Annotated in this window: 19 protein-coding genes; 12 read left to right on the top strand and 7 right to left on the bottom strand. The window is 63.9% G+C overall.

The annotated features are described in order from the left end of the window. Positions 1-1,040: 1,040 nt before the first annotated feature. From trpA to KW824_RS06315, 6 genes are read right to left on the bottom strand one after another with little or no spacing between them, the layout of a single operon-like run. Entirely contained in the window at positions 1,041-1,847 is an 807-nt protein-coding gene (gene trpA / locus KW824_RS06340; protein WP_218409299.1) for a tryptophan synthase subunit alpha, read from the bottom strand. After that, complete coding sequence (trpB, locus tag KW824_RS06335; RefSeq protein ID WP_218409298.1) at positions 1,844-3,037, bottom strand: tryptophan synthase subunit beta; 1,194 nt, start codon at positions 3,035-3,037, stop codon at positions 1,844-1,846. Before trpB ends, trpA begins: the two co-directional genes overlap by 4 nt. 54 nt (positions 3,038-3,091) lie before the next feature. After that, positions 3,092-4,579: a bifunctional indole-3-glycerol-phosphate synthase TrpC/phosphoribosylanthranilate isomerase TrpF gene (trpCF, locus tag KW824_RS06330; protein ID WP_256351291.1), complete on the bottom strand. Its 1,488-nt coding sequence runs from the start codon at positions 4,577-4,579 to the stop codon at positions 3,092-3,094. Continuing rightward, complete coding sequence (gene trpD / locus KW824_RS06325; protein ID WP_218409297.1) at positions 4,576-5,589, bottom strand: anthranilate phosphoribosyltransferase; 1,014 nt, start codon at positions 5,587-5,589, stop codon at positions 4,576-4,578. The genes trpCF and trpD overlap by 4 nt, the downstream gene beginning before the upstream one ends. Positions 5,590-5,598: 9 nt before the next feature. Beyond that, entirely contained in the window at positions 5,599-6,198 is a 600-nt protein-coding gene (locus tag KW824_RS06320; protein ID WP_218409296.1) for an aminodeoxychorismate/anthranilate synthase component II, read from the bottom strand. After that, complete coding sequence (locus KW824_RS06315; RefSeq protein ID WP_218409295.1) at positions 6,191-7,828, bottom strand: anthranilate synthase component 1; 1,638 nt, start codon at positions 7,826-7,828, stop codon at positions 6,191-6,193. Before KW824_RS06315 ends, KW824_RS06320 begins: the two co-directional genes overlap by 8 nt. Before the next feature lie 419 nt (positions 7,829-8,247). Here KW824_RS06315 and KW824_RS06310 point away from each other — a divergent pair, with 419 nt between their 5' ends. The 5 genes from KW824_RS06310 (at position 8,248) to rluB (ending at position 12,395) form a co-directional block, all read left to right on the top strand. After that, the gene (locus KW824_RS06310; RefSeq protein WP_218409294.1) at positions 8,248-9,129 is read left to right on the top strand and encodes a PHP domain-containing protein; all 882 of its coding nucleotides are present in this window, start codon (positions 8,248-8,250) and stop codon (positions 9,127-9,129) included. Positions 9,130-9,258: 129 nt separating this feature from the next. Next, the gene (locus tag KW824_RS06305; protein WP_005323475.1) at positions 9,259-9,879 is read left to right on the top strand and encodes an L-threonylcarbamoyladenylate synthase; all 621 of its coding nucleotides are present in this window, start codon (positions 9,259-9,261) and stop codon (positions 9,877-9,879) included. Continuing rightward, positions 9,872-10,753: a ScpA family protein gene (locus KW824_RS06300; protein WP_218409293.1), complete on the top strand. Its 882-nt coding sequence runs from the start codon at positions 9,872-9,874 to the stop codon at positions 10,751-10,753. Before KW824_RS06305 ends, KW824_RS06300 begins: the two co-directional genes overlap by 8 nt. Positions 10,754-10,788: 35 nt before the next feature. Next, complete coding sequence (gene scpB, locus KW824_RS06295; RefSeq protein WP_005323473.1) at positions 10,789-11,361, top strand: SMC-Scp complex subunit ScpB; 573 nt, start codon at positions 10,789-10,791, stop codon at positions 11,359-11,361. 110 nt (positions 11,362-11,471) lie between these two features. Then, a complete protein-coding gene (gene rluB, locus KW824_RS06290; protein ID WP_139750970.1) occupies positions 11,472-12,395 on the top strand; it encodes a 23S rRNA pseudouridine(2605) synthase RluB in 924 nt (307 codons plus the stop codon). 67 nt (positions 12,396-12,462) lie between these two features. Here rluB and KW824_RS06285 read toward each other — a convergent pair whose 3' ends face one another. Then, positions 12,463-12,978, bottom strand: coding sequence for a winged helix DNA-binding protein (locus KW824_RS06285; protein WP_218409292.1), 516 nt, complete (start codon positions 12,976-12,978; stop codon positions 12,463-12,465). Between the two features lie 133 nt (positions 12,979-13,111). Between KW824_RS06285 and pxpB the strand changes: the two genes are divergently transcribed. The 7 genes from pxpB (at position 13,112) to tesB (ending at position 18,919) form a co-directional block, all read left to right on the top strand. Next, positions 13,112-13,783 (top strand): 5-oxoprolinase subunit PxpB, encoded by a 672-nt coding sequence (gene pxpB / locus KW824_RS06280; protein ID WP_218409291.1) that lies wholly within the window; start codon positions 13,112-13,114, stop codon positions 13,781-13,783. After that, a complete protein-coding gene (locus KW824_RS06275) occupies positions 13,777-14,709 on the top strand; it encodes a biotin-dependent carboxyltransferase family protein (protein ID WP_218409290.1) in 933 nt (310 codons plus the stop codon). Before pxpB ends, KW824_RS06275 begins: the two co-directional genes overlap by 7 nt. Then, a complete protein-coding gene (gene pxpA, locus KW824_RS06270; RefSeq protein ID WP_218409289.1) occupies positions 14,693-15,436 on the top strand; it encodes a 5-oxoprolinase subunit PxpA in 744 nt (247 codons plus the stop codon). The genes KW824_RS06275 and pxpA overlap by 17 nt, the downstream gene beginning before the upstream one ends. A 54-nt stretch (positions 15,437-15,490) precedes the next feature. Next, positions 15,491-16,231 carry a DUF969 domain-containing protein gene (locus KW824_RS06265; protein ID WP_218409288.1) on the top strand — a complete coding sequence of 247 codons (741 nt, stop codon included), beginning with the start codon at positions 15,491-15,493 and terminating at the stop codon, positions 16,229-16,231. Then, positions 16,228-17,217 carry a DUF979 domain-containing protein gene (locus KW824_RS06260; RefSeq protein ID WP_218409287.1) on the top strand — a complete coding sequence of 330 codons (990 nt, stop codon included), beginning with the start codon at positions 16,228-16,230 and terminating at the stop codon, positions 17,215-17,217. The genes KW824_RS06265 and KW824_RS06260 overlap by 4 nt, the downstream gene beginning before the upstream one ends. A 119-nt stretch (positions 17,218-17,336) precedes the next feature. Further along, positions 17,337-17,990, top strand: coding sequence for a pyroglutamyl-peptidase I (gene pcp / locus KW824_RS06255; RefSeq protein ID WP_218409286.1), 654 nt, complete (start codon positions 17,337-17,339; stop codon positions 17,988-17,990). Between the two features lie 65 nt (positions 17,991-18,055). Next, positions 18,056-18,919 (top strand): acyl-CoA thioesterase II, encoded by an 864-nt coding sequence (gene tesB / locus KW824_RS06250; RefSeq protein ID WP_005323471.1) that lies wholly within the window; start codon positions 18,056-18,058, stop codon positions 18,917-18,919. Positions 18,920-18,987 lie beyond the last annotated feature (68 nt).

Genomic DNA, 18,987 nt, shown 5'->3' with positions numbered 1-18,987 from the left:
CTGTTAACCTGCGAGATTGCAACAATCGCTGTCATGGCGTTCTTCCGAGAGGTTGATTGTCATTCGGGTATCTTAAAGGGGCGGGTGGTGCGTTGAGAAGCGTGTTTTGGTGGGAATCTGTGTTGGATCAATAAATTAGTCATCAGTAGTGTTCAATGCGAGCAAGTTGGGTTGCAGTAGATTTCCCTCACCCCAACCCTCTCCCAAGGGGAGAGGGGGCATATCAGCGGTTTAGGCGGAAGCTGAGGGCTGGCACAGTGTTGATCCCCCTCTTGTTCGCTGAGGCGAGTCCTCTTGTCCAGGCCGCGAGGCAGGACGCCGAGCGAGCGGCGCTGGACCATGGGCAAAATCGGAAAGGGCGAGCACAGCTCGACCCGATTTTGCGCGAGAACATGGATGTTCGAAGCGGGCTTTGGGCTAAGCCATGGATGGCGGAGGCCAAAGGCCCATCGGCGCGTGCCGTTGGACAAGAGGGTGAGCCGAAGATACCCGACGTCAGTCGGGCGAATAAGCGGGGGAGAAGACCTTTGGTGACTTTGGGTCTTTCCAAAGTCACTCGCCTCAGCCCGAAGGGCGGGCGAAACCCCATCGAGGGCAGGACCCTCGCGTCCCATGCGGCGAAGCCGCATCAAGGGGCCAGCCGCTGGCTCGGGCATCCGGCTAGAGTCTGCCGTCGTGGAACGGACGATTTCCTGCGGTGCAATGCGCTGCGCTTATTGCACTCCTACGGAGTGCCACTGCGTGGCGAAGCCACGCCACCACATCAACTCCGCGAACGTCCGAATACGCGACCCTATTCGAACCTACGATTCGATAACGCTGGGGAATTATGTGTTCCCTCACCCTGGCCCTCTCCCGGAGGGAGAGGACAAAGATGTAGGAAGCAAGAGAGATAAATAGAAAAGGGAGCCCAAGTGGGCTCCCATTATGCTGGCTGGCTGGCTGGCTGGCTGGCTGGCTGGCTGGCTGGCTGGCTGGCTGGCTGGCTGGCTGGCTGGCTGGCTGGTCAGGGTCAACGGCATGTGACCCTATGCCTGCCCCTACTTATTGGTCGCAGCCTTCATCCCTTCCACAAACTCTTTCAGGCGAGTGAGCATATGCTCCGGGTTCTTGTGGTGGGTCTCGATGATCTTCACCACGGCGGAACCCGAGATGGCGCCGGCGGCGCCAGCCTTGATGGCCTCACGCACCTGAGCCGGTTCACTGATGCCAAAGCCGAGCAGGGCGGGGGGGGCCTTGAACTCGCGCAGTGTGTTGATGAGGCCATCCACCGGCATGCCGGCCTTGGTCTCGGCACCGGTCACACCGGCGCGGCTCACCAGATAGGTGTAACCGCTGCCAAGTTCCGCCACCTGTTTCAGGGTCTCGGCGTCGCCGTTGGGCGGGGCGATAAAGATGCTGTCGATACCGAACTTGTCGGCCGCCGCCTTGTAGGGGGCGCACATCTGCACCGGCACGTCCGCCACCAGCACGGAGTCCACGCCAGCCTGCTGGCACTTCTCGTAGAAGCCGTCGATGTGGCGCACATAGACCAGGTTCGCGTAGACCAGCAGGCCAATGGGGAGTTCCGGGTACTTGGCGCGGATGCGGGCGAGCAGGCCGAAGCAGTCATCCGGAGTGGTGTGACTGGCAAAGGCCCGCAGGGCGGCACCCTGAATGGTGGGGCCGTCCGCCACCGGATCGGAGAAGGGAATGCCGAGCTCGAGGGCATCGGCGCCCCCTTCGACCAGGGCATCGACGATGGCCAGAGACAATTCGGGGGTGGGGTCACCCAGCATCACGAACGGCACGAAGGCGCCCTGATTGGCGGCATCCAGACGGGAGAAGAGTTGTGCGTAGCGATTCATGACAGGGTTCCTTCTTTCTCGAAAATGTCGGCAACGGTGAAGATGTCTTTGTCGCCACGGCCGGAGAGGTTGACGATGAGCACCTGCTCTTTCTCGGGTTCACTGCGGGCCATCTTGAGGGCATGGGCCAGGGCGTGGGAGGACTCCAGCGCCGGTATGATCCCTTCTGATTTGGCCAGCTCCTGGAAGGCGTCCAGCGCCTCCTTGTCGGTGACGGAGACATACTCGGCGCGGCCGATGGAGGCCAGGTGGGCGTGCTGGGGGCCGACGGAGGGGAAGTCCAGCCCCGCCGAGACGGAGTAGGACTCCTGAATCTGTCCCTGCTTGTCCTGCATCAGGTAGGAGTGCATGCCAAAGAAGACCCCCTTGCTGCCGTGACCGAGCGGTGCACCGTGCTCGCCGCTCTCGATGCCGTGACCACCGGGCTCGACCCCGATAAGGCGCACCGAAGGCTCATCGATGAAGTCGGCAAACATGCCGATGGCATTGGAGCCGCCGCCGACGCAGGCGATCACGGCGTCGGGCAAGCGCTCTTCCTTCTCGAAGCACTGGGCCTTGGCCTCTTCCCCGATCATCTTCTGGAACTCCCGCACGATTGTGGGGAAGGGGTGGGGGCCGGCGGCGGTGCCGAGCAGGTAGTGGGCGCTGTCGTAGTTGGCAGCCCAGTCACGCAGCGCCTCGTTGCAGGCATCTTTGAGGGTGGATGAGCCCGAGTGCACCGGAATGACGGTGGCGCCCATCAGTTTCATACGAAACACGTTCGGCTTCTGGCGCTCGCAATCCTTGGCCCCCATATAGACCCGGCACTTGAGGCCGAGCAGGGCGCAGGCCAGGGCAGTGGCGACGCCGTGCTGGCCGGCGCCGGTCTCGGCGATGATCTCGCTCTTGCCCATGCGCTTGGCGAGCAGGGCCTGGCCCAGCACCTGGTTGGTCTTGTGGGCGCCGCCGTGCAGCAGATCTTCACGCTTGAGGTAAAGCCGGGTCTTGGTTCCCTTGGTCAGATTGCGGGTGAGGGTGAGCGGCGTCGGGCGCCCGGCATACTCGGTCAAGAGTTCCTGAAACTCGGCAACGAAGGCCGGGTCATCCTTGGCATCGACGAAGGCCTTCTCCAGCTGGAGCAGGGCGGGGATGAGGATCTGGGGCACATACATACCACCAAATTCACCGAAAAACGGATTGAGCAGGGTCATACATTATTCCTTGTGCTTATAGGCAAACGCAGTTCATTAATTTGGTACATGTCACTAGAGGGTTCGCAGAGCGGCAAAGGCCGCCGCCAGCTTGTGCGCATCCTTCTGGCCCGGGGCACTCTCCACCCCGGAGTTGAAATCGAGGCCCACACAGCCCACCTGGGCGGCCTCGAGGGCGTTGTCGGGGTTGAGCCCCCCCGCCAGCATCAGCCTGGCTTTATCGAGATTGGCCAGCAGAGCCCAGTCGAACGCCTGACCGGTGCCACCGCTCTGGCTGCCCACTTTCGTATCGAGCAGCAGGCGATCCACCTGGTAGTCGAGGGCAGGCAGCGGCTCGCCGCTTGTGATGCCGACCGCCTTCCAGAGCTGGCAGCCCGCCGGCAGCAGGGGGCGCAGGGTCTCAATATAGGCGGCGTCTTCGTCCCCATGCAGTTGCACGGCCGCGAGGTTCAGGGCCTCCACCGTCTTGGCGATGGTCTGGGGCTGGGCATTGCGAAATACCCCGACAAAGCTAAGCGGCGCGCCCGCCATCACGGCGCGGGCGGCGGGAATGTCCACGTAGCGCGGGCTCTTGGCCACAAAAATCAGGCCACCGAACACGGCACCCGCCTGATGGGCTGCGGCGGCATCTTCGGGGCGAGTGAGGCCGCACACCTTGTTCTGACCCAGGACAAGCTTGCGCACCGCGGCCTCCAGATCCGGCTCGCTCATCAGGGAGGAGCCCACCAGGAAGCCCTTGGCATGGGCGCGAAGATCCGCCACCTGGGCGCGGTGGTTGATGCCGGACTCGCTGATGACCACCCGATCGGCGGGGATCTCGGCCGCCAGCTGTTTGGTGCGTGCGAGATCGACGCTCAAATCCCGCAGATCCCGGTTATTGATGCCGATAACCGGCGCCCCCAGGGCGATGGCGCGATCCCGCTCCTCCGCGTTGCTCACCTCGGTGAGCACCCCGAGGCCCAACTCTTTCGCCACCTTGAACAGGGCGCGATAACCCTCGTCGGTGAGCACGGAGAGCATCAGCAGGATGGCGTCTGCCTGATAGTGGCGGGCCAGATAGACCTGGTAGGGGTCAATCATGAAGTCCTTGCACAGCACCGGCTGCTTGACCCGGCCACGCACCCTGGGCAGGAAGGCAAAATCCCCCTGGAAGAACTGCTCGTCCGTCAGCACAGAGATGGCGGTGGCGTAGTTGCCATAGATGTCGGCGATGGCCTCAGGGCTGAAGTCGTCGCGGATCAAGCCCTTGGAGGGGGAGGCCTTCTTGCATTCGAGAATGAAGCGGGTGGAGCCTGCCCGCAGGTCGCCCTCGAAGTCCCGATCGCTTGGCACCAGGGCGTTCTGGAAGCTCTCCAGGGGCTGGGCCAGCTTGCGGGCCGCGACCCACTCCTGCTTGGCGGCCACGATTTTGCCGAGAATGGTCTGGTTGATGGAAGCCCGATTCAGGAAGGCATCGGGGGAAGAGAGGGGGTCGAGCATCTCGATATCCTTGCTAAGAGTGGTACTGCCTTGTTGGCTGCCGTGAGTACTGACTGACATCATGCCTCCTGATGGCTCAGGGTGGCTAGGGCCTGGGCAAGCATGCGGGTTTCACCGCTTGAAAGCTTGGCCAGCACCTGTGCGGCCGCCTGCTTGAAGTCCGGGGCCTTGCCCGCCATCACCAGGAGCGGCGCCACGTTGGCGGCGATGGCGGCGTTGTGGGCCGCTGTGCCTTCCCCTGCCAGGATGGCGTCCGTGATGGCACGGTTCTCTTCCGGCTCCCCCCCTTGAATGGCGCTGACCGGGTAGGTCTCGAGGCCAAAGTCGGCCGGGGTGAGCAGGTATTCGCGAATTTCGCCGTCACGGATCTCGGCCACCTGGGTCGGACCGTGAATGGCCACTTCGTCCAGCCCGGCGCCGTGTACCACCATACCGGTTTTCAGCCCCAGTGCCAGCAGGGTTTCGGCGATGGGACGCACCAGCTCGGGGGCATAGACTCCCATCAGCTGGTAGCTGGGGCGGGCCGGGTTGATAAGCGGCCCCAGGACGTTAAATAGCGTCCTGGTTTTCAAGGCCTGGCGCACCGGCATGGCGTGGCGCACCCCGGCGTGGTACTGGGGGGCGAACAGGAAGCAGATGCCGAGCTCGTCCAGACAGCGGCGAGCCTGGGCCGGGCTCATGTCGAGCTTGATGCCCATCTTGTCCAGCAGATCGCTGGAACCCGACTTGCTCGAGACGGAGCGGTTGCCGTGCTTGGCCACTTTCAGGCCGCAGGCGGCGGCCACCAGTGCCGAGGTGGTGGAGACGTTGATGGTATTGAGGCCATCGCCACCTGTGCCGACGATGTCACAGAACGCATAGTCCGGGCGCGGGAAGTCGCGCGCTTCAGCCAAGAGGGCCTCGGCGGCGCCGGCGATCTCCTCCGGGGTCTCCCCCTTGATCTTGAGGGCAGTCAGGAGACTGGCGAGGACGATGGGATCCACTTCGCCACGGACTACCTGGCCGAAGGCGTCGCGGGCGGCGTCGCGGGTGAGAGACTGCCCCTGATAGAGGGTGTTGAGATGATGATGCATGGGGTCTCCTTACCGCACGTGGCTTTCTGGACGGGTGATGTGGGCGAGGGCCTGGGTCAGCAGGCGGGCCCCTTCCGAGGTCATGATGGATTCCGGGTGGAACTGGAAGCCCAGCACCCGCTCGTCCCGTTGCTCTATGGCCATGGGCATGCCCTGATAGTGGGCAATCACCTGCAGCTCCTCCGGTACATAGGTCGCCACCAGGGAGTGGTAGCGGGCCACCGGCAGCGGGCTCGGGAGCCCCGCGAAGGCGCCGTGGCCGTTGTGCTCAATCAGCGAGCGCTTGCCGTGGACGATTTCCCCGGCCGCCCCGACGGTGCCGCCGTAGGCTTCGCACAGGGCCTGATGACCGAGGCAGATGCCAAGGATGGGCACCTGGCCGCGGGCCAGCTTGATGAGGTCAATCAGGCAACCCGCCTCGTGGGGAGCGCCCGGCCCCGGGGAGAGCACCAGCACGGCGTCACCGTCGCAGGCTTCTATCTCCTGCATGATGCGGCTCGCCGGCAGGCTGTTGCGGTAGATGCGCACCGGATAGCCCAGGGTGCGGAACTGGTCGACGAGGTTGTAGGTAAACGAGTCGAAGTTGTCGAGCAGGAAGATGTTAGTCATGGCTCACGTCCTTATGTTGCTCCTGCTGGGCGCTCAGGGCTTGCAGGGAGGTGCCATGGCTGGCGGCGATGGCGGCCAGCACGGCGGCCGCCTTGGCGCGGGTCTCATCCGCTTCGGCCTGGGGCTTGGAGTCATAGACCACGCCGGCACCGGCCTGGACATGGGCCAGACCCGCTTTCACGAAGGCGGAGCGGATGACGATGCAGGTGTCCATCTCCCCCGCGCCGTTGAGGTAGCCGACGGCGCCGCCGTAGCTGCCACGGCGCTTGCCTTCCACCATGCGGATAAGCTCGCTGGCCCGCAGCTTGGGGGCGCCGGTCAGGGTGCCCATGTTCATGCAGGCCTGATAGGCGTGCAGGGCATCAAGGTCTGAGCGAAGGGTGCCCACCACCCGGGAGACCAGGTGCATCACGTGGCTGTAGCGATCCACTTTGAGCAGATCCTTCACGTAGCGGGTGCCGGGCTCGGAGATGCGGGCGATGTCATTGCGACCGAGATCCACCAGCATCAGGTGTTCGGCCACCTCTTTCTCGTCCTGGCGCAGCTCGAGCTCGATGCGACCGTCGAGATCCAGATTGATGCTGCCATCGGGGTTGAGGCCACGGCGGCGGGTGCCGGCGATGGGGTACATCTCTACCTGGCGGCTGGCGGCGCAGAATTTGACCGCGCTCTCCGGGGAGGCGCCAAACAGGGTGAAGCCCTCATCCTGCACATAGAACATGTAGGGGCTGGGGTTGGTCTGCTTGAGGCGGCGATAGGCAGCCAGCGGGTCGGGGCAGGGGAGGGAGAAGCTGCGGGACGGCACCACCTGGAAGATGTCGCCACGGCGGATAAAGCCTTTGAGTTTTTCCACTTCGGCGCAGAACTGCTTGTCGCTCTTGTCGATATGGAGGTTGCCGGTGAGCGGCTTGGCGCCCTGAGCCCCCGGTTGCGGCTGTTGGCAGGCCTGCTTGAAGGCCTCGAGGCGTGCGGTCAACTGGGCGTAACGCTCATCGAGCTGGCTCTCGTCCTGCTCGCCGCCAAAGAGGCAGGCCAGCAGGGCCGTGCTCTGCTTGATGTGATCGATGGTGATCAGGGTCTCGGCCACATAGAAGCAGTAGTCGGGGCAGTCGTTGCTCCCTTCAGGCACTTCTGGCAACTCTTCAAAGGAGGCGATCAGGTCGTAGGCGAAGCTGCCTCCCATGAAGAGCGCCTCTTTGCCCTGCTGGCATTGCAGCTCCCGCTGCAGGGTGCGCAGCACGTCCAGCACGCTGCTGCCCTTGAGGCGGCTGTCTTCGTCAAGGGTGCGGTCGGAGGCCGGGAAGTCGAGTTGCAGCTCGTCCGCCACTCGGGTCTGGGTGATGACGGCGCTCAGGCGCTGCTCGAGCAGGCGCTGCAACTGGACGCCGTTGCTGGTGAGGGCACGGACCCGCACTGTGCGGCCACGGCATTCGATGCGCAGGCAGGCATCCACCAGCAGCAGGCTCTGGGTACCGGCCTTGGAGTCGATCTCCACCGATTCCAGCAGCAGGTTGTTGGGGCTGTCCTGGCAGAGTCGGGTGTAGAGCGCCAGGGGATCTGTCACATAAGGGGCATTGAGCCTGATGGTATCGAATTCGCCCAGGGGTAACCGGGTCTTGTTGCCTGTCATAATGCCTTCCCTTGCATGTGTTGTGTGTAACCGATGGTCATGGCGTTTCTCTCGAATTGGGATGGGGGTTTCGTCACGTCAGCGAGTTCGCCATCGCCATGTCAGTGCACTTGTCTGAATTGTCGGTTTCATCACAGGTCCATTTGCCGGATAATAAAAAAGCCCGCTGGGGTCAGCGGGCTTTTTCTTTGGGTTCTTAATTTGCTGTCAGATTACAGGTACAGCAACGACCACACGCCCGCATGTCAGGGAGTGTGCCACCACCAGATGGTCAGGATGGAAGTCGTTTGCATGATAAAGTCCTGTAAAAAGATGTTTGCAATGAAGTGCCTACAGAAAACGATAAAGCCGCGGCCAAGTCAAGTCGCTTTTTTGCCGGCCTTTTCCAGGCAGGTCCCAAACAAGAGCGAAACACGCCGATGAGATTCGATCTTCACTGTCATACCACGGCCTCGGATGGCGTGCTGAGCCCTGCCGAGCTGGTGCGCCGCGCCGCCGAGAAAGGGGTGGAGGTGTTAGCGGTCACTGACCACGATACCCTTGACGGGCTTGATGAAGTCCGTCAGACGATCCAGAACGAACAGTTGCCGCTGCGACTGGTGAGCGGGGTCGAGATCTCCACCGGGTGGGAGCACCACGAGATCCACATAGTGGCGCTCGGAGTAGATGAAAAAAATCCGCAGCTGGTCACCTTCCTGGCCGGTCAGCGGGCCCGCCGCGAGGCGCGCGCCCAGGAAATAGGGCGCCGTCTGGAGAAGTGCCTCATCCCTGGCACCTATGAAGAGGCCAAGCAGCTCGCCGGTGACGCCGCCGTGACCCGTGCCCATTTTGCCCGGGTGCTGGTGGCGCGCGGGGTGGCCGACAACATGCAAAAGGTATTCAAGAAGTACCTGAGCCGGGGCAACAAGGGCTATGTGCCCGCCGAGTGGCCCGAGATGGGGGAGGCCATCGCCGCCATTCATGCCGCGGGCGGGCTGGCGGTGCTGGCCCACCCCAGCCGTTACGATCTCACCACCAAGTGGATCAAGCGGCTGCTGGTGGCCTTCAAGGCGGCCGGTGGCGATGCCATGGAGGTCTCCCTGCCCCAGCAGAGCCCCCAGGAGCGGGCCAACCTCGGTCAGTGGGCCAAGGATCACGACCTCTACATCTCGGTGGGGTCCGATTTTCACTTCCCCTCCAACTGGACCGAGCTGGGCCGCCATCTGTGGCTGCCCAAGGAGGGCATGCCGCTCTGGCTCGGACACCCCGATCACTTTGGGCTCAGCCAGGAGCAGCATGCCAGCCTGTTGGCCAGCCGCTGAGCACAATGGGCGGGCCAGCATCTTTGGTGCGGGCGAGTCTGTGCCAAACAGGGTAAGGTAGTGTCATGGGCCAAGGGGCCCGTGACCATGAAGCGGGCACCCGGTGTGCCCCTATCGCGAGAAGAGCATATGAGTCAGCATTTTTACGTACACCCGGACAATCCCCAGGTTCGCCTCATCGGTCAGGCGGTGCAGATCCTGCAAAACGGCGGCGTCATCGTCTATCCTACCGACTCCGGTTACGCCCTGGGCTGCCAGATGGGCAACAAGGATGCGCTTGAGCGCATCTGCCGCATCCGCCGCATCGAGCCGAACCACGACTTCACCCTGGTGTGCCGGGATCTCTCGGAGATCTCCACCTACGCCAAGGTGGACAACACCGCATTCCGGCTGGTCAAGAACAACACCCCAGGGCCCTACACCTTCATCTTCAAGGCCACCAAGGAGGTGCCGCGCCGCCTCATGAACGAGAAGAAGAAGACCATCGGCATCCGGGTGCCCGCCAACAATATAGCGCTCGCATTGCTCGAGGCGCTCGGTGAGCCGCTGCTCTCCACCACCCTGATCCTGCCGGGCTCCGAGATGGCGGAGTTCGACCCGGAAGAGATCTTCGACAAGCTCGGCAAGCAACTGGATCTGGTGGTCAACGGCGGCTATCTGGGTGAGCAACCCACTACTGTGGTGGACTTCTCCGACGACGAGCCCGTGCTGCGCCGTCGCGGTGCCGGGGATCCGACGCCGTTTGAGTGATACTGCCGAGCCCGTACCCGAGACGATGATCGCACCGGGTGCGATGGGGGAGGTACTGCTTCCCCCGCCCATCGCGAAAGTGCTGGGGCAGCCCTACCATGAGCTGCCCCAGGATTTGTTTATTCCGCCCGATGCGCTCGAGGTGTTTCTCGACACCTTCGAGGGGCCGCTGGATCTGCTGCTCTACCTCATCCGGCGTCAGCAGCTCGACATCCTGAACCTGCCTATCCTGCAGATCACCGCCCAGTACATGGAGTACGTGGAGCTGATGCAGGGGCTCAATCTGGAGCTGGCGGCGGAATACCTGCTGATGGCGGCCTGGCTCGCGGAGATAAAATCCCGCCTGCTGCTGCCCAAGGCCCCGGAGCTGGAAGACGAAGAGGAGGGGGAAGACCCCCGCGTCACCCTGATCCGCCGGCTGCAGGAGTACGAGCGCTTCAAGCTGGGCGCAGAGCGCGTCAACGCCTTGCCGAGGCTGGAGCGGGAGATCTTCATCGCCACCGCCCTGCCACCGGATTTTGGCGCTTTGAAGCCGCTGGCTCCCGATGTTTCGCTGGTTGAGCTCGCCCTTTACATGCAAAGTGTGGTAAAACGCGCGACTCATTTTGAACATCACCAGATCCGCCGCGAGCAGATCCCGACCCGGGTGCGCATGGCGGAGATCCTCGCCATGTTGTCTCTGGGCCAGACCCTGCGGCTGGAGCAGGTGCTGCGGGCCGAAGAGGGGCGCATGGGGGTGCTGGTGACCTTCCTGGCCCTGCTGGAGCTGTGCAAGGAGCAGCTTATCTGGATCCTGCAGGCCGAGCCGCTGGGGCCCATCCATTTTGCATTGGCCGAGCAGGGCGAGGAGGGTAACCGTGGCGCTGCCCACTGAACGACTCAAGACCCTGACTCAGGGAGGGATGCGTCATGGCGCTGCCAGCTGAACGGCTGAAGACCCTGATCGAGGCGGCGCTGTTCGTGGCCGGTCGTCCGCTCAATGTCAGCGAGCTGAAAAGCGGCGTGCTGGCGGATTACCCTGTCACCAGCCGCTATGTGCAGCTGCTGCTGGCGGAGCTCAGGCAGGACTACAGCGAGCGGGGGGTGGAGCTCAAGGAGGTCGCCTCCGGCTGGCGCTTCCAGGCCCGCCAGGAGTATGCCGAGGAGCTGTCGCGCCTGTGGAGCGAACGGGCGCCCCGCTATTCCCGCGCCGTGTTGGAAACCCTGACTCTGATTGCCTATCGTCAGCCCATCACCCGGGCCGAGATAGAAGCCATCCGCGGGGTGGCGGTATCGAGCCAGATCATCAATACCCTGAAAGAGCGCGGTTGGGTGCGCAGCATAGGTCACAAGGAGGTGGTGGGTCGCCCCGAGCTGCTCGCCACCACCCGAGAGTTTCTGGACTATTTCAATCTGCAGAGTCTGGAGCAGCTCCCCGAGCTGGATCCCGAACTGCACTCCCCCTTGCCGGTCATGCTGGGCGAGGGGAGCGACGGTCAATAAGCGGCAGGCCGTCTTGAGAATGAACGTGGTGACGATGCCCGAGGGCGCGTCACAGGAGTCAATGTTGTCCGCTATGTCAGCGGGCAGCGATCAACAATCAGGTAAACCCGATGAGTGAAAAACTGCAAAAAGTATTGGCCCGCGCGGGTCAAGGCTCCCGTCGTGAGATGGAGGCCCTGATCACCGCAGGTCGGGTCAGCGTGGATGGCAAGGTCGCCATGCTGGGGGATCGCGTCGAAGTGAACGCCGTGATCCGGGTGGATGGTCACCAGGTCAAGACCCGTGCGGCGGAAGAGCAGATCTGCCGCGTGCTGGCGTACCACAAACCCGAAGGGGAGATGTGTACCCGTCACGATCCGGAAGGTCGCCCCACCGTGTTTGATCGTCTGCCCAAGATGGACGGGGCCCGCTGGATTGCGGTGGGTCGCCTCGACGTCAACACCTCCGGCCTCTTGCTGTTCACCACCGACGGTGAGCTGGCCAACCGGCTGATGCACCCGAGCCACGAAGTGGAGCGGGAATACGCGGTGCGCGTCTTTGGCGAGATCACCGAAGCCATGCTGCAGCGCCTGCGCAAGGGTGTGCAGCTGGAAGACGGCATGGCCAAGTTCAACAAGATCAAGCCGGCCGGCGGTGAAGGGCTGAACCAGTGGTTCAACGTCACCCTGACCGAGGGTCGCAACCGTGAAGTGCGCCGCCTGTGGGAATCCCAAGAAGTGCAGGTGAGCCGCCTGATGCGTATTCGCTACGGTGACGTCACTCTGGATCGCGGCATCCCCCGCGGTGGCTGGCAGGAGCTCAAGCTCCCCGAGGTGAACTACCTGCGCGGCCTGGTCAACCTGCCCAACGAGACCGAGTCCAAGGTCGACCTGCAGCAGGATGGCAAGAGTACCCGCCACAAGCAGGCCGCCCAGATCCGCCGCGCCGTCAAGCGTCACAAGGACATGCAGGGCATGGAGCCGCGCGCTCGCAGCACCACGGCCCGCCGCAAGCCGCAAGCCTCGACCCGCAACTCCGGCACCGGCAGCAAGTAATTCCTGCCATTGCCTTGAAAGAGCCTGCCCCGCAAGGGGCAGGCTCTTTTTGTTTGGGTCTCAGCAGCTACAGGGAGGCGGCGGCGCGTGACGCCTGATCATAAAGACTGGCAAACAGGCGCAACTGCTGCGCTATCTCCGCCGCCGAGGTGTTCGCCCCGGCCAGCCCGCTCTCCACTATCACCTGGATCAGGCACTGCTCGCGGATCTCGCTGTATTGGCGGCACAGGGTGGCCCCGGCCGGCGTGGTGCTGAAATGCACCTCCTTGCCCACCTTGGTGCGCTCCGCATAGCCCAGGGTCACCAGCTTCTTCAGGGCATAGGTGGCGACATGGGTGTCCTCGATATTGAGCACGAAGCAGATGTCCGCCAGCCGCTTGGGGCGATCCCGGTGGTTGATGTGGTGGATGAGCAGCACCTCCAGCGCGGTCAGCCCCTTCTCCCCGGCGGCCCCCATGCAGCGCACGACCCAGCGGTGGAACGAGTTGTTGAGCACGGTCAGGCCGAACTCCAACTCCGAGAGCGCGGGGGCCTGGGCCGAGACGAGGTGGGCCGATGAAACGATGGAGGGGGGCTTGGTCATGGAGACTCCTTTCTTGATGAGATGCCGGAGACACGGCTTGTGTTCCCTACGATGGCTTATTGTAGATAAATTATCGATGTTTTGTTGATATGTTTGTTGTATGTTAATGCTATGTTTCGTTGTCGGAGGCTGTATGGGATCGAGTGAGTGTCGCTTCTACCCGCTGGGAGAGCGGGCCCTGGTGTTGGAGACGGACCTCGGGGGCGATCTGATCGGCCAGCGGCGAGTCTGGTGGCTGGCGGATCGACTGCGCGAGGGGGAAGGGGGCGATCCCTTGGAGGAGATAGTGCCGGGGATGAACAACCTTACCCTGGTGTTTGATCCCGAGGTGACGAGTCTTGCCCGTCTGCAGCGGCGACTGACCGAGCTGTGGCATCAGGGCGAGGAGCTTGACTACCACCCGCGGGAGCGGGAGATCCCGGTACACTACGGCGGCGAATGGGGGCCCGATCTGGAGGAGGCCGCCCGGCATTGTGGCCTGACGCCGGCCGAGCTGGTGGCGCGCCACAGCGGCGGCGATTACCGGGTCTACTTCCTCGGTTTCCAGCCCGGTTTCGCCTATCTGGGGGGATTGGCAGCGGGGCTGGCGGTCCCACGGCGCAAGGAGCCAAGGCTGAAGGTCCCCGCCGGCAGCGTCGGCATAGGTGGGGCTCAGACCGGCATCTATCCGGCGGCCAGCCCCGGCGGCTGGCAGCTCATCGGCCGCACGGATCTGGCGCTGTTCGATCCGGCTCGTGACGAGCCCTCCTATCTGCTGCCCGGCGACAGGGTGCGCTTCGTCCCCCTGGGAGGCTCCCCATGCTAGAGGTCATTCGTCCCGGGCTCCAGAGCACTGTCCTGGACCTCGGTCGCCCCGGTGTGCGCCATCTCGGCATCGCCCTGGGAGGCGCCCTTGACAGGGAGGCGTTGATCCTGGCGAACCGCCTGGTGGGCAATCCCGCCGGGGCGGCGGGGATAGAGCTGGTGCTGGGGGCTGCCGAGTTCGGTTTCCTGCGCGATGGTTGGCTGGCGCTGACCGGTGCCGACTGCGCCGCCACCCTGGACGGTGAGGCTGTCTGGCACGGCTGGCGCTGGCGGGTGCGCCGCGGCCAGCGCCTGCGGTTGTCGGCCCCCCGCCATGGCATGCGCACCTACCTCGCCCTGGATGGCGGCGTGGCCGTGCCCCCTGTGATGGGGTCGCGTGCCACCGAGTTGCAGGCCGCTTTCGGTGGTCATCAGGGCCGGGCCTTGCAAACCGGTGATCGCCTGCCCCTGGGGGCGCCGCTGAGCCATGACGGTCCCCTCGGCGCCTGGCTACGTGAGTCGGACGCCTGCCTGCGCGTCTTGCCCGGCCCCGAATTTGACGAGTTCGAACCGGCCGCCGTGGCGGCGCTCTGGCAGGGGGAGTGGCGACTCAATCCCGCGAGCAACCGCATGGGCGTGCGCCTCGACGGGCCAACGCTGGTTCGCAGCCGTGGACGGGAGCTGGCCTCTCACGGGGTCCTGCCCGGCGTCATTCAGGTGCCTCCCGGTGGCCAGCCCATAGTGCTGCTGGCCGATGCCCAGACCACGGGAGGTTATCCGCGCATCGGCTGCGTCATCGAGGCCGATCTCTGGAAGCTGGCCCAGTTGCGGCCGGGAGCGCGGCTGCGCTTCTCCCCCGTGACGCGGGAGCAAGCCCTGGCGGCGCGGCACGAATGGCAACGGCACCTCAATCGTTTTGAATGGATGGCTTATGGACAGACAGATTGACCTCAACGCCGACGTGGGCGAGGGCTGTGATTCGGATGCCGCGCTGCTGGCGTTTGTCAGCTCGGCCAACATCGCCTGTGGCTGGCACGCCGGGGATGCGTCCCTGATGGGCGAGACGGTCCGGCTGGCCCTGGACAGAGGGGTGGCCATCGGCGCTCATCCCAGCTTCCCGGATCGGGAGCACTTCGGACGGGCGCCCATGGTACGAGAGCCGGCGAAGGTCTATGCCGACGTGCTCTATCAGGTGGGGGCCCTGGCCGCGCTGGCCAAGGCGGCCGGGGGCCGGCTGGCCCATGTCAAACCCCATGGCGCGCTTTACAACCAGGCCGCCCGGGACGGGGCCCTGGCCGATGCCATCGCCAGCGCCGTCGCCAGCCTGGATCCCTCCCTCAAGCTGATGGGGCTGGCGGGCAGCGAGCTGATCGCCGCCGCCCGGCGCCATGGTCTGACCTCCATCGAGGAAGTCTTTGCCGATCGCGCCTATCTGGCCGATGGCTCCCTGGCGCCGCGGGGCCAGCCTGGCGCCGTCATCGAGGATGAGGCCAGGGCGCTGAGCCAGACCCTGCGCCTGGTGACGCGGGGAGAGGTGGAGACCCTGGACGGACAGCGGCTGACGCTGGCTCCCCAGAGCATCTGCCTGCACGGAGATGGCGTCCATGCCGTCGCCTTTGCGAGGCGCCTGCACGAGGCCTTGGTTTCGAATGGCATATCGATAAGGCCTCATTGAAGAGGTCAATTTCACGCCACCGCGGTGGCATTCACATGGAATGGAGAGGATTGCATGGATGGAAGTCTGTTATTGCCACTGATCGGGATCCCCGTGGTGGTGCTGGGGTTTGCGCTCAGGTTCAACCCGCTGCTGGTGGTGACGGCGGCGGGGTTGGCGACCGGTCTGGCGACCGGCATGTCCCTGACCGGGCTGCTGGAGACCTTCGGTGAGAAGTTCCTCAACAGTCGGCAATTGGCCACCCTCATTCTGATCCTGCCAGTGATCGGCCTGCTGGAGCGTTACGGCCTCAAGGAGCGGGCACAGAGCTGGATCGCCGGCATCCGCAAGGCCACCTCGGCCCGCATCCTGATGCTCTATTTCGTGTTGCGCCAGGGCACGGCCATGTTGGGCTTGCTGAGTCTGGGGGGCCATGCCCAGACGGTGCGTCCGCTGATCGCCCCCATGACGGAGGGAGCCGCGGTGCATAGTCATGGTGACTTGCCCAAACACATTCGTGACAAGATCCGGGCCCATGCTGCTGCCTGTGACAACGTGGCGGTCTTCTTCGGTGAAGACATCTTCCTCGCCTTCGGCGCCGTCCTGCTGATGAGTGCCTTCCTCCAGGAGAACGGCATCACCCAGGTCGAGCCCCTCTACATCGGCTTGTGGGGCATACCGACCGCCCTGTGTGCGTTGCTGATCCACATGGGACGCCTGCTCAGGCTCGATGCCAGCATCGCCCGCGACGTGGCCGTCTGGCAGTCGGGTGAACAGACCAGGGCCAATGAACAAGCCGTGCTGGAGCGTGCATGATGAACAGTCTGATCACCATCAACGATATCTACTACCTCATCGGTCTCATCGTCATGCTGCAGGTCGGCATGACCCTCTCGGACAGGCATAATCGCAAGCGGTATACGACGGCCCTGTTCTGGTTCTGCTTCGGCGCCATCTTCCTGTTCGGCGACCTGCTGGTCAGCCAGCTCGGCAACCAGATCGCCTACCGGATAGTAGGGGTACTGGTGATCCTGATCGCCCTGCTGGCCGGGACGGGTCAGCTGGCGATGGGGCGTTACTCCCAGCGCAGCGATGCCGAGCGGCAAGGCTCGGCGAGCAAACTGGGCAACCGTCTGTTCCTGCCCGCCGTCATGATCCCGGTGGCGACCGTGCTCAGCACAGTACTGCTGGGGCATGCCACCCTGGGGGATTACTTCGTGCTGGATCAGAAGAACATCACCCTGACCTCCCTGGCCATAGGGACGCTGGCGGCTCTGCTGCTGGGCTGGAGGCTGACCGGTGGCACCCCTCTGCAGGCGGTGCGTGAATCGAGACGGTTGGTGGACTCCATCGGTTGGGCCGCGATCCTGCCGCAGATGCTCGCCATGTTGGGCGGGGTCTTCGTGGTCGCCCAGACGGGGGAGTCGGTGAAGGAGGTGGTGAATCTGTTTGTCACCCCCGACAATCTGTTCTTGATGGTGACCATCTACTGTGTCGGCATGGCGCTGTTCACCATGATCATGGGCAATGCCTTCGCGGCCTTCCCCGTGATGACGGCAGGTATCGCCATCCCCTTCCTCATCATGGGGGCCCACGGCAACCCCGCCGCCGTCGTCGCCATTGGCATGCTCTCCGGTTATTGCGGTACCCTGATGACCCCCATGGGGGCGAACTACAACATAGTGCCCGCCGCCCTGCTCGAGCTGGACAATAAGTATCAGGTCATCCTGGTACAGATCCCCACCGCCATCCTGATGCTTGGCTGCAACATATTGCTGATGTACTTCCTGGCGTTTCGTTAATGCGTCATGACGAGGGCCACCCACTCGGGAGGCCTCGTCTCCTCAGGCTCATGAGTATTGTTGTGGGGGGGGGGGGGCGTGAACGGCCGCATGCCGAAACAACACAGAAGGATATGATAATGAAGACCATTTTACTGACCGGTTTCGAGCCCTTCGGTGGCGAGCCGCTCAACCCGTCCTGGGAGGCGGTCAGGGGACTCGATGGCCAGCACCTCGGTGAACAGCATCTGATCCGGGCGGTGCGACTGAGCTGCGTCTTCGACCTGGCCCTGGCGGAGCTGGAGGCCGAACTGACACAGCACCAGCCCGTGCTGGTGCTGGCGGTGGGTCAGGCGGGGGGGCGCAGCGAACTCAGTCTGGAGCGGGTCGCCATCAATCTGGATGACGCCCGCATCCCGGATAACGCCGGGGCTCAGCCCATTGACAGGCCCATAGTGGCGGATGGCCCCGCGGCCTATTTCACTACCCTGCCCATCAAGGCTATGGTGCTGGCACTGCGTGAGGCGGGGTTGCCCGCCGCCGTCTCCTACAGCGCCGGGACCTATGTCTGCAACCATCTGTTCTACGGCCTGATGCATAGGATTGACCGGGACGGATTGTGCTGCCGGGGCGGCTTCCTGCACATCCCCTATCTGCCAGAGCAGGCGGCGCGCCAGCCGGCGGGGGCCCCCTCGATGAGCCTGACCCAGATAGTGCAGGGACTGACGGTCGGCCTAGACGCGGCACTGAATCACGAGCAGGACCTGGCGATCGGTGGCGGCACGACCCACTGAGAGAGGGAGGTTGCCTCGGCACGGTCTCCTTGTTAGCCTTTGCGGCACTGATAAAGGAGATAATAATGAGCAAGGTACTGGATGAGCTGCTGGCACTGCTGGCGCTTGAGAAGATCGAGGAGGGCCTGTTTCGGGGCCAGAGCCAGGATCTCGGGTTGCGATCCGTGTTTGGCGGACAGGTAATGGGGCAGGCCTTGTCAGCCGCCAAGCAGACGGTCGCCCTCGATCGCCAGGTCCACAGCTGTCACTCCTACTTCCTGCGCCCGGGGGATGCCAACAAGCCCATCGTCTACGACGTGGAGAACATCCGCGACGGCCAGACCGTCTCCACCCGTCGGGTCAAGGCCATTCAGAATGGCAAACCCATCTTCTACCTCAACGCCTCCTTCCAGGTGGAGGCCGAAGGCTTCGAGCATCAGGCTCAGATGCCCGAAGGCATCACGCCCCCCGAGCAGCTCAAGAGCGAGCTGGAGCTGGTGCGCCCCTACGAGCAGATGATCCCGGCGGCCCTGCGGGACAAGATCCTGTGCGAGAAGCCCATCGAAATCCGCCCCGTGACCCTGGTCGATCCCATTCGCCCGGATGTGCACGAGCCACTGCGCTACACCTGGTTCAAGGCCAACGGCCCGGTGCCGGACGATCAGCGGGTCCACAACTACCTGCTCGCCTATGCCTCCGACTTCCACTTCCTGTTTGCCGCCCTGCAGCCCCACGGGGTGTCGTACTGGGAGCCGGACATGCAGGTGGCCACCATAGATCACTCCATGTGGTTCCACCGGGAGTTCCGGCTCGATGACTGGCTGCTCTACGTGGTAGACAGCCCGAGTGCCAGCGGTGGGCGCGGTCTGGTACGCGGCCAGTTCTTCACCCGCGACGGCGTGCTGGTGGCGAGCACCATGCAGGAAGGGGTGATTCGGCGCCGGGGCTGAACCTGCCTTCATCGACGGTGCATCAACAAAAACGGGAGCCAGTGGCTCCCGTTTTTTTATTGTGGTGC

It is taken from the genome of Aeromonas sp. sif0611, from assembly GCF_019218845.1.
Lineage (GTDB): Bacteria > Pseudomonadota > Gammaproteobacteria > Enterobacterales > Aeromonadaceae > Aeromonas > Aeromonas media.
The sequence above is the reverse complement of the archived record's forward strand: the minus strand, read 5'-3'. Positions and strand labels throughout refer to the sequence as shown.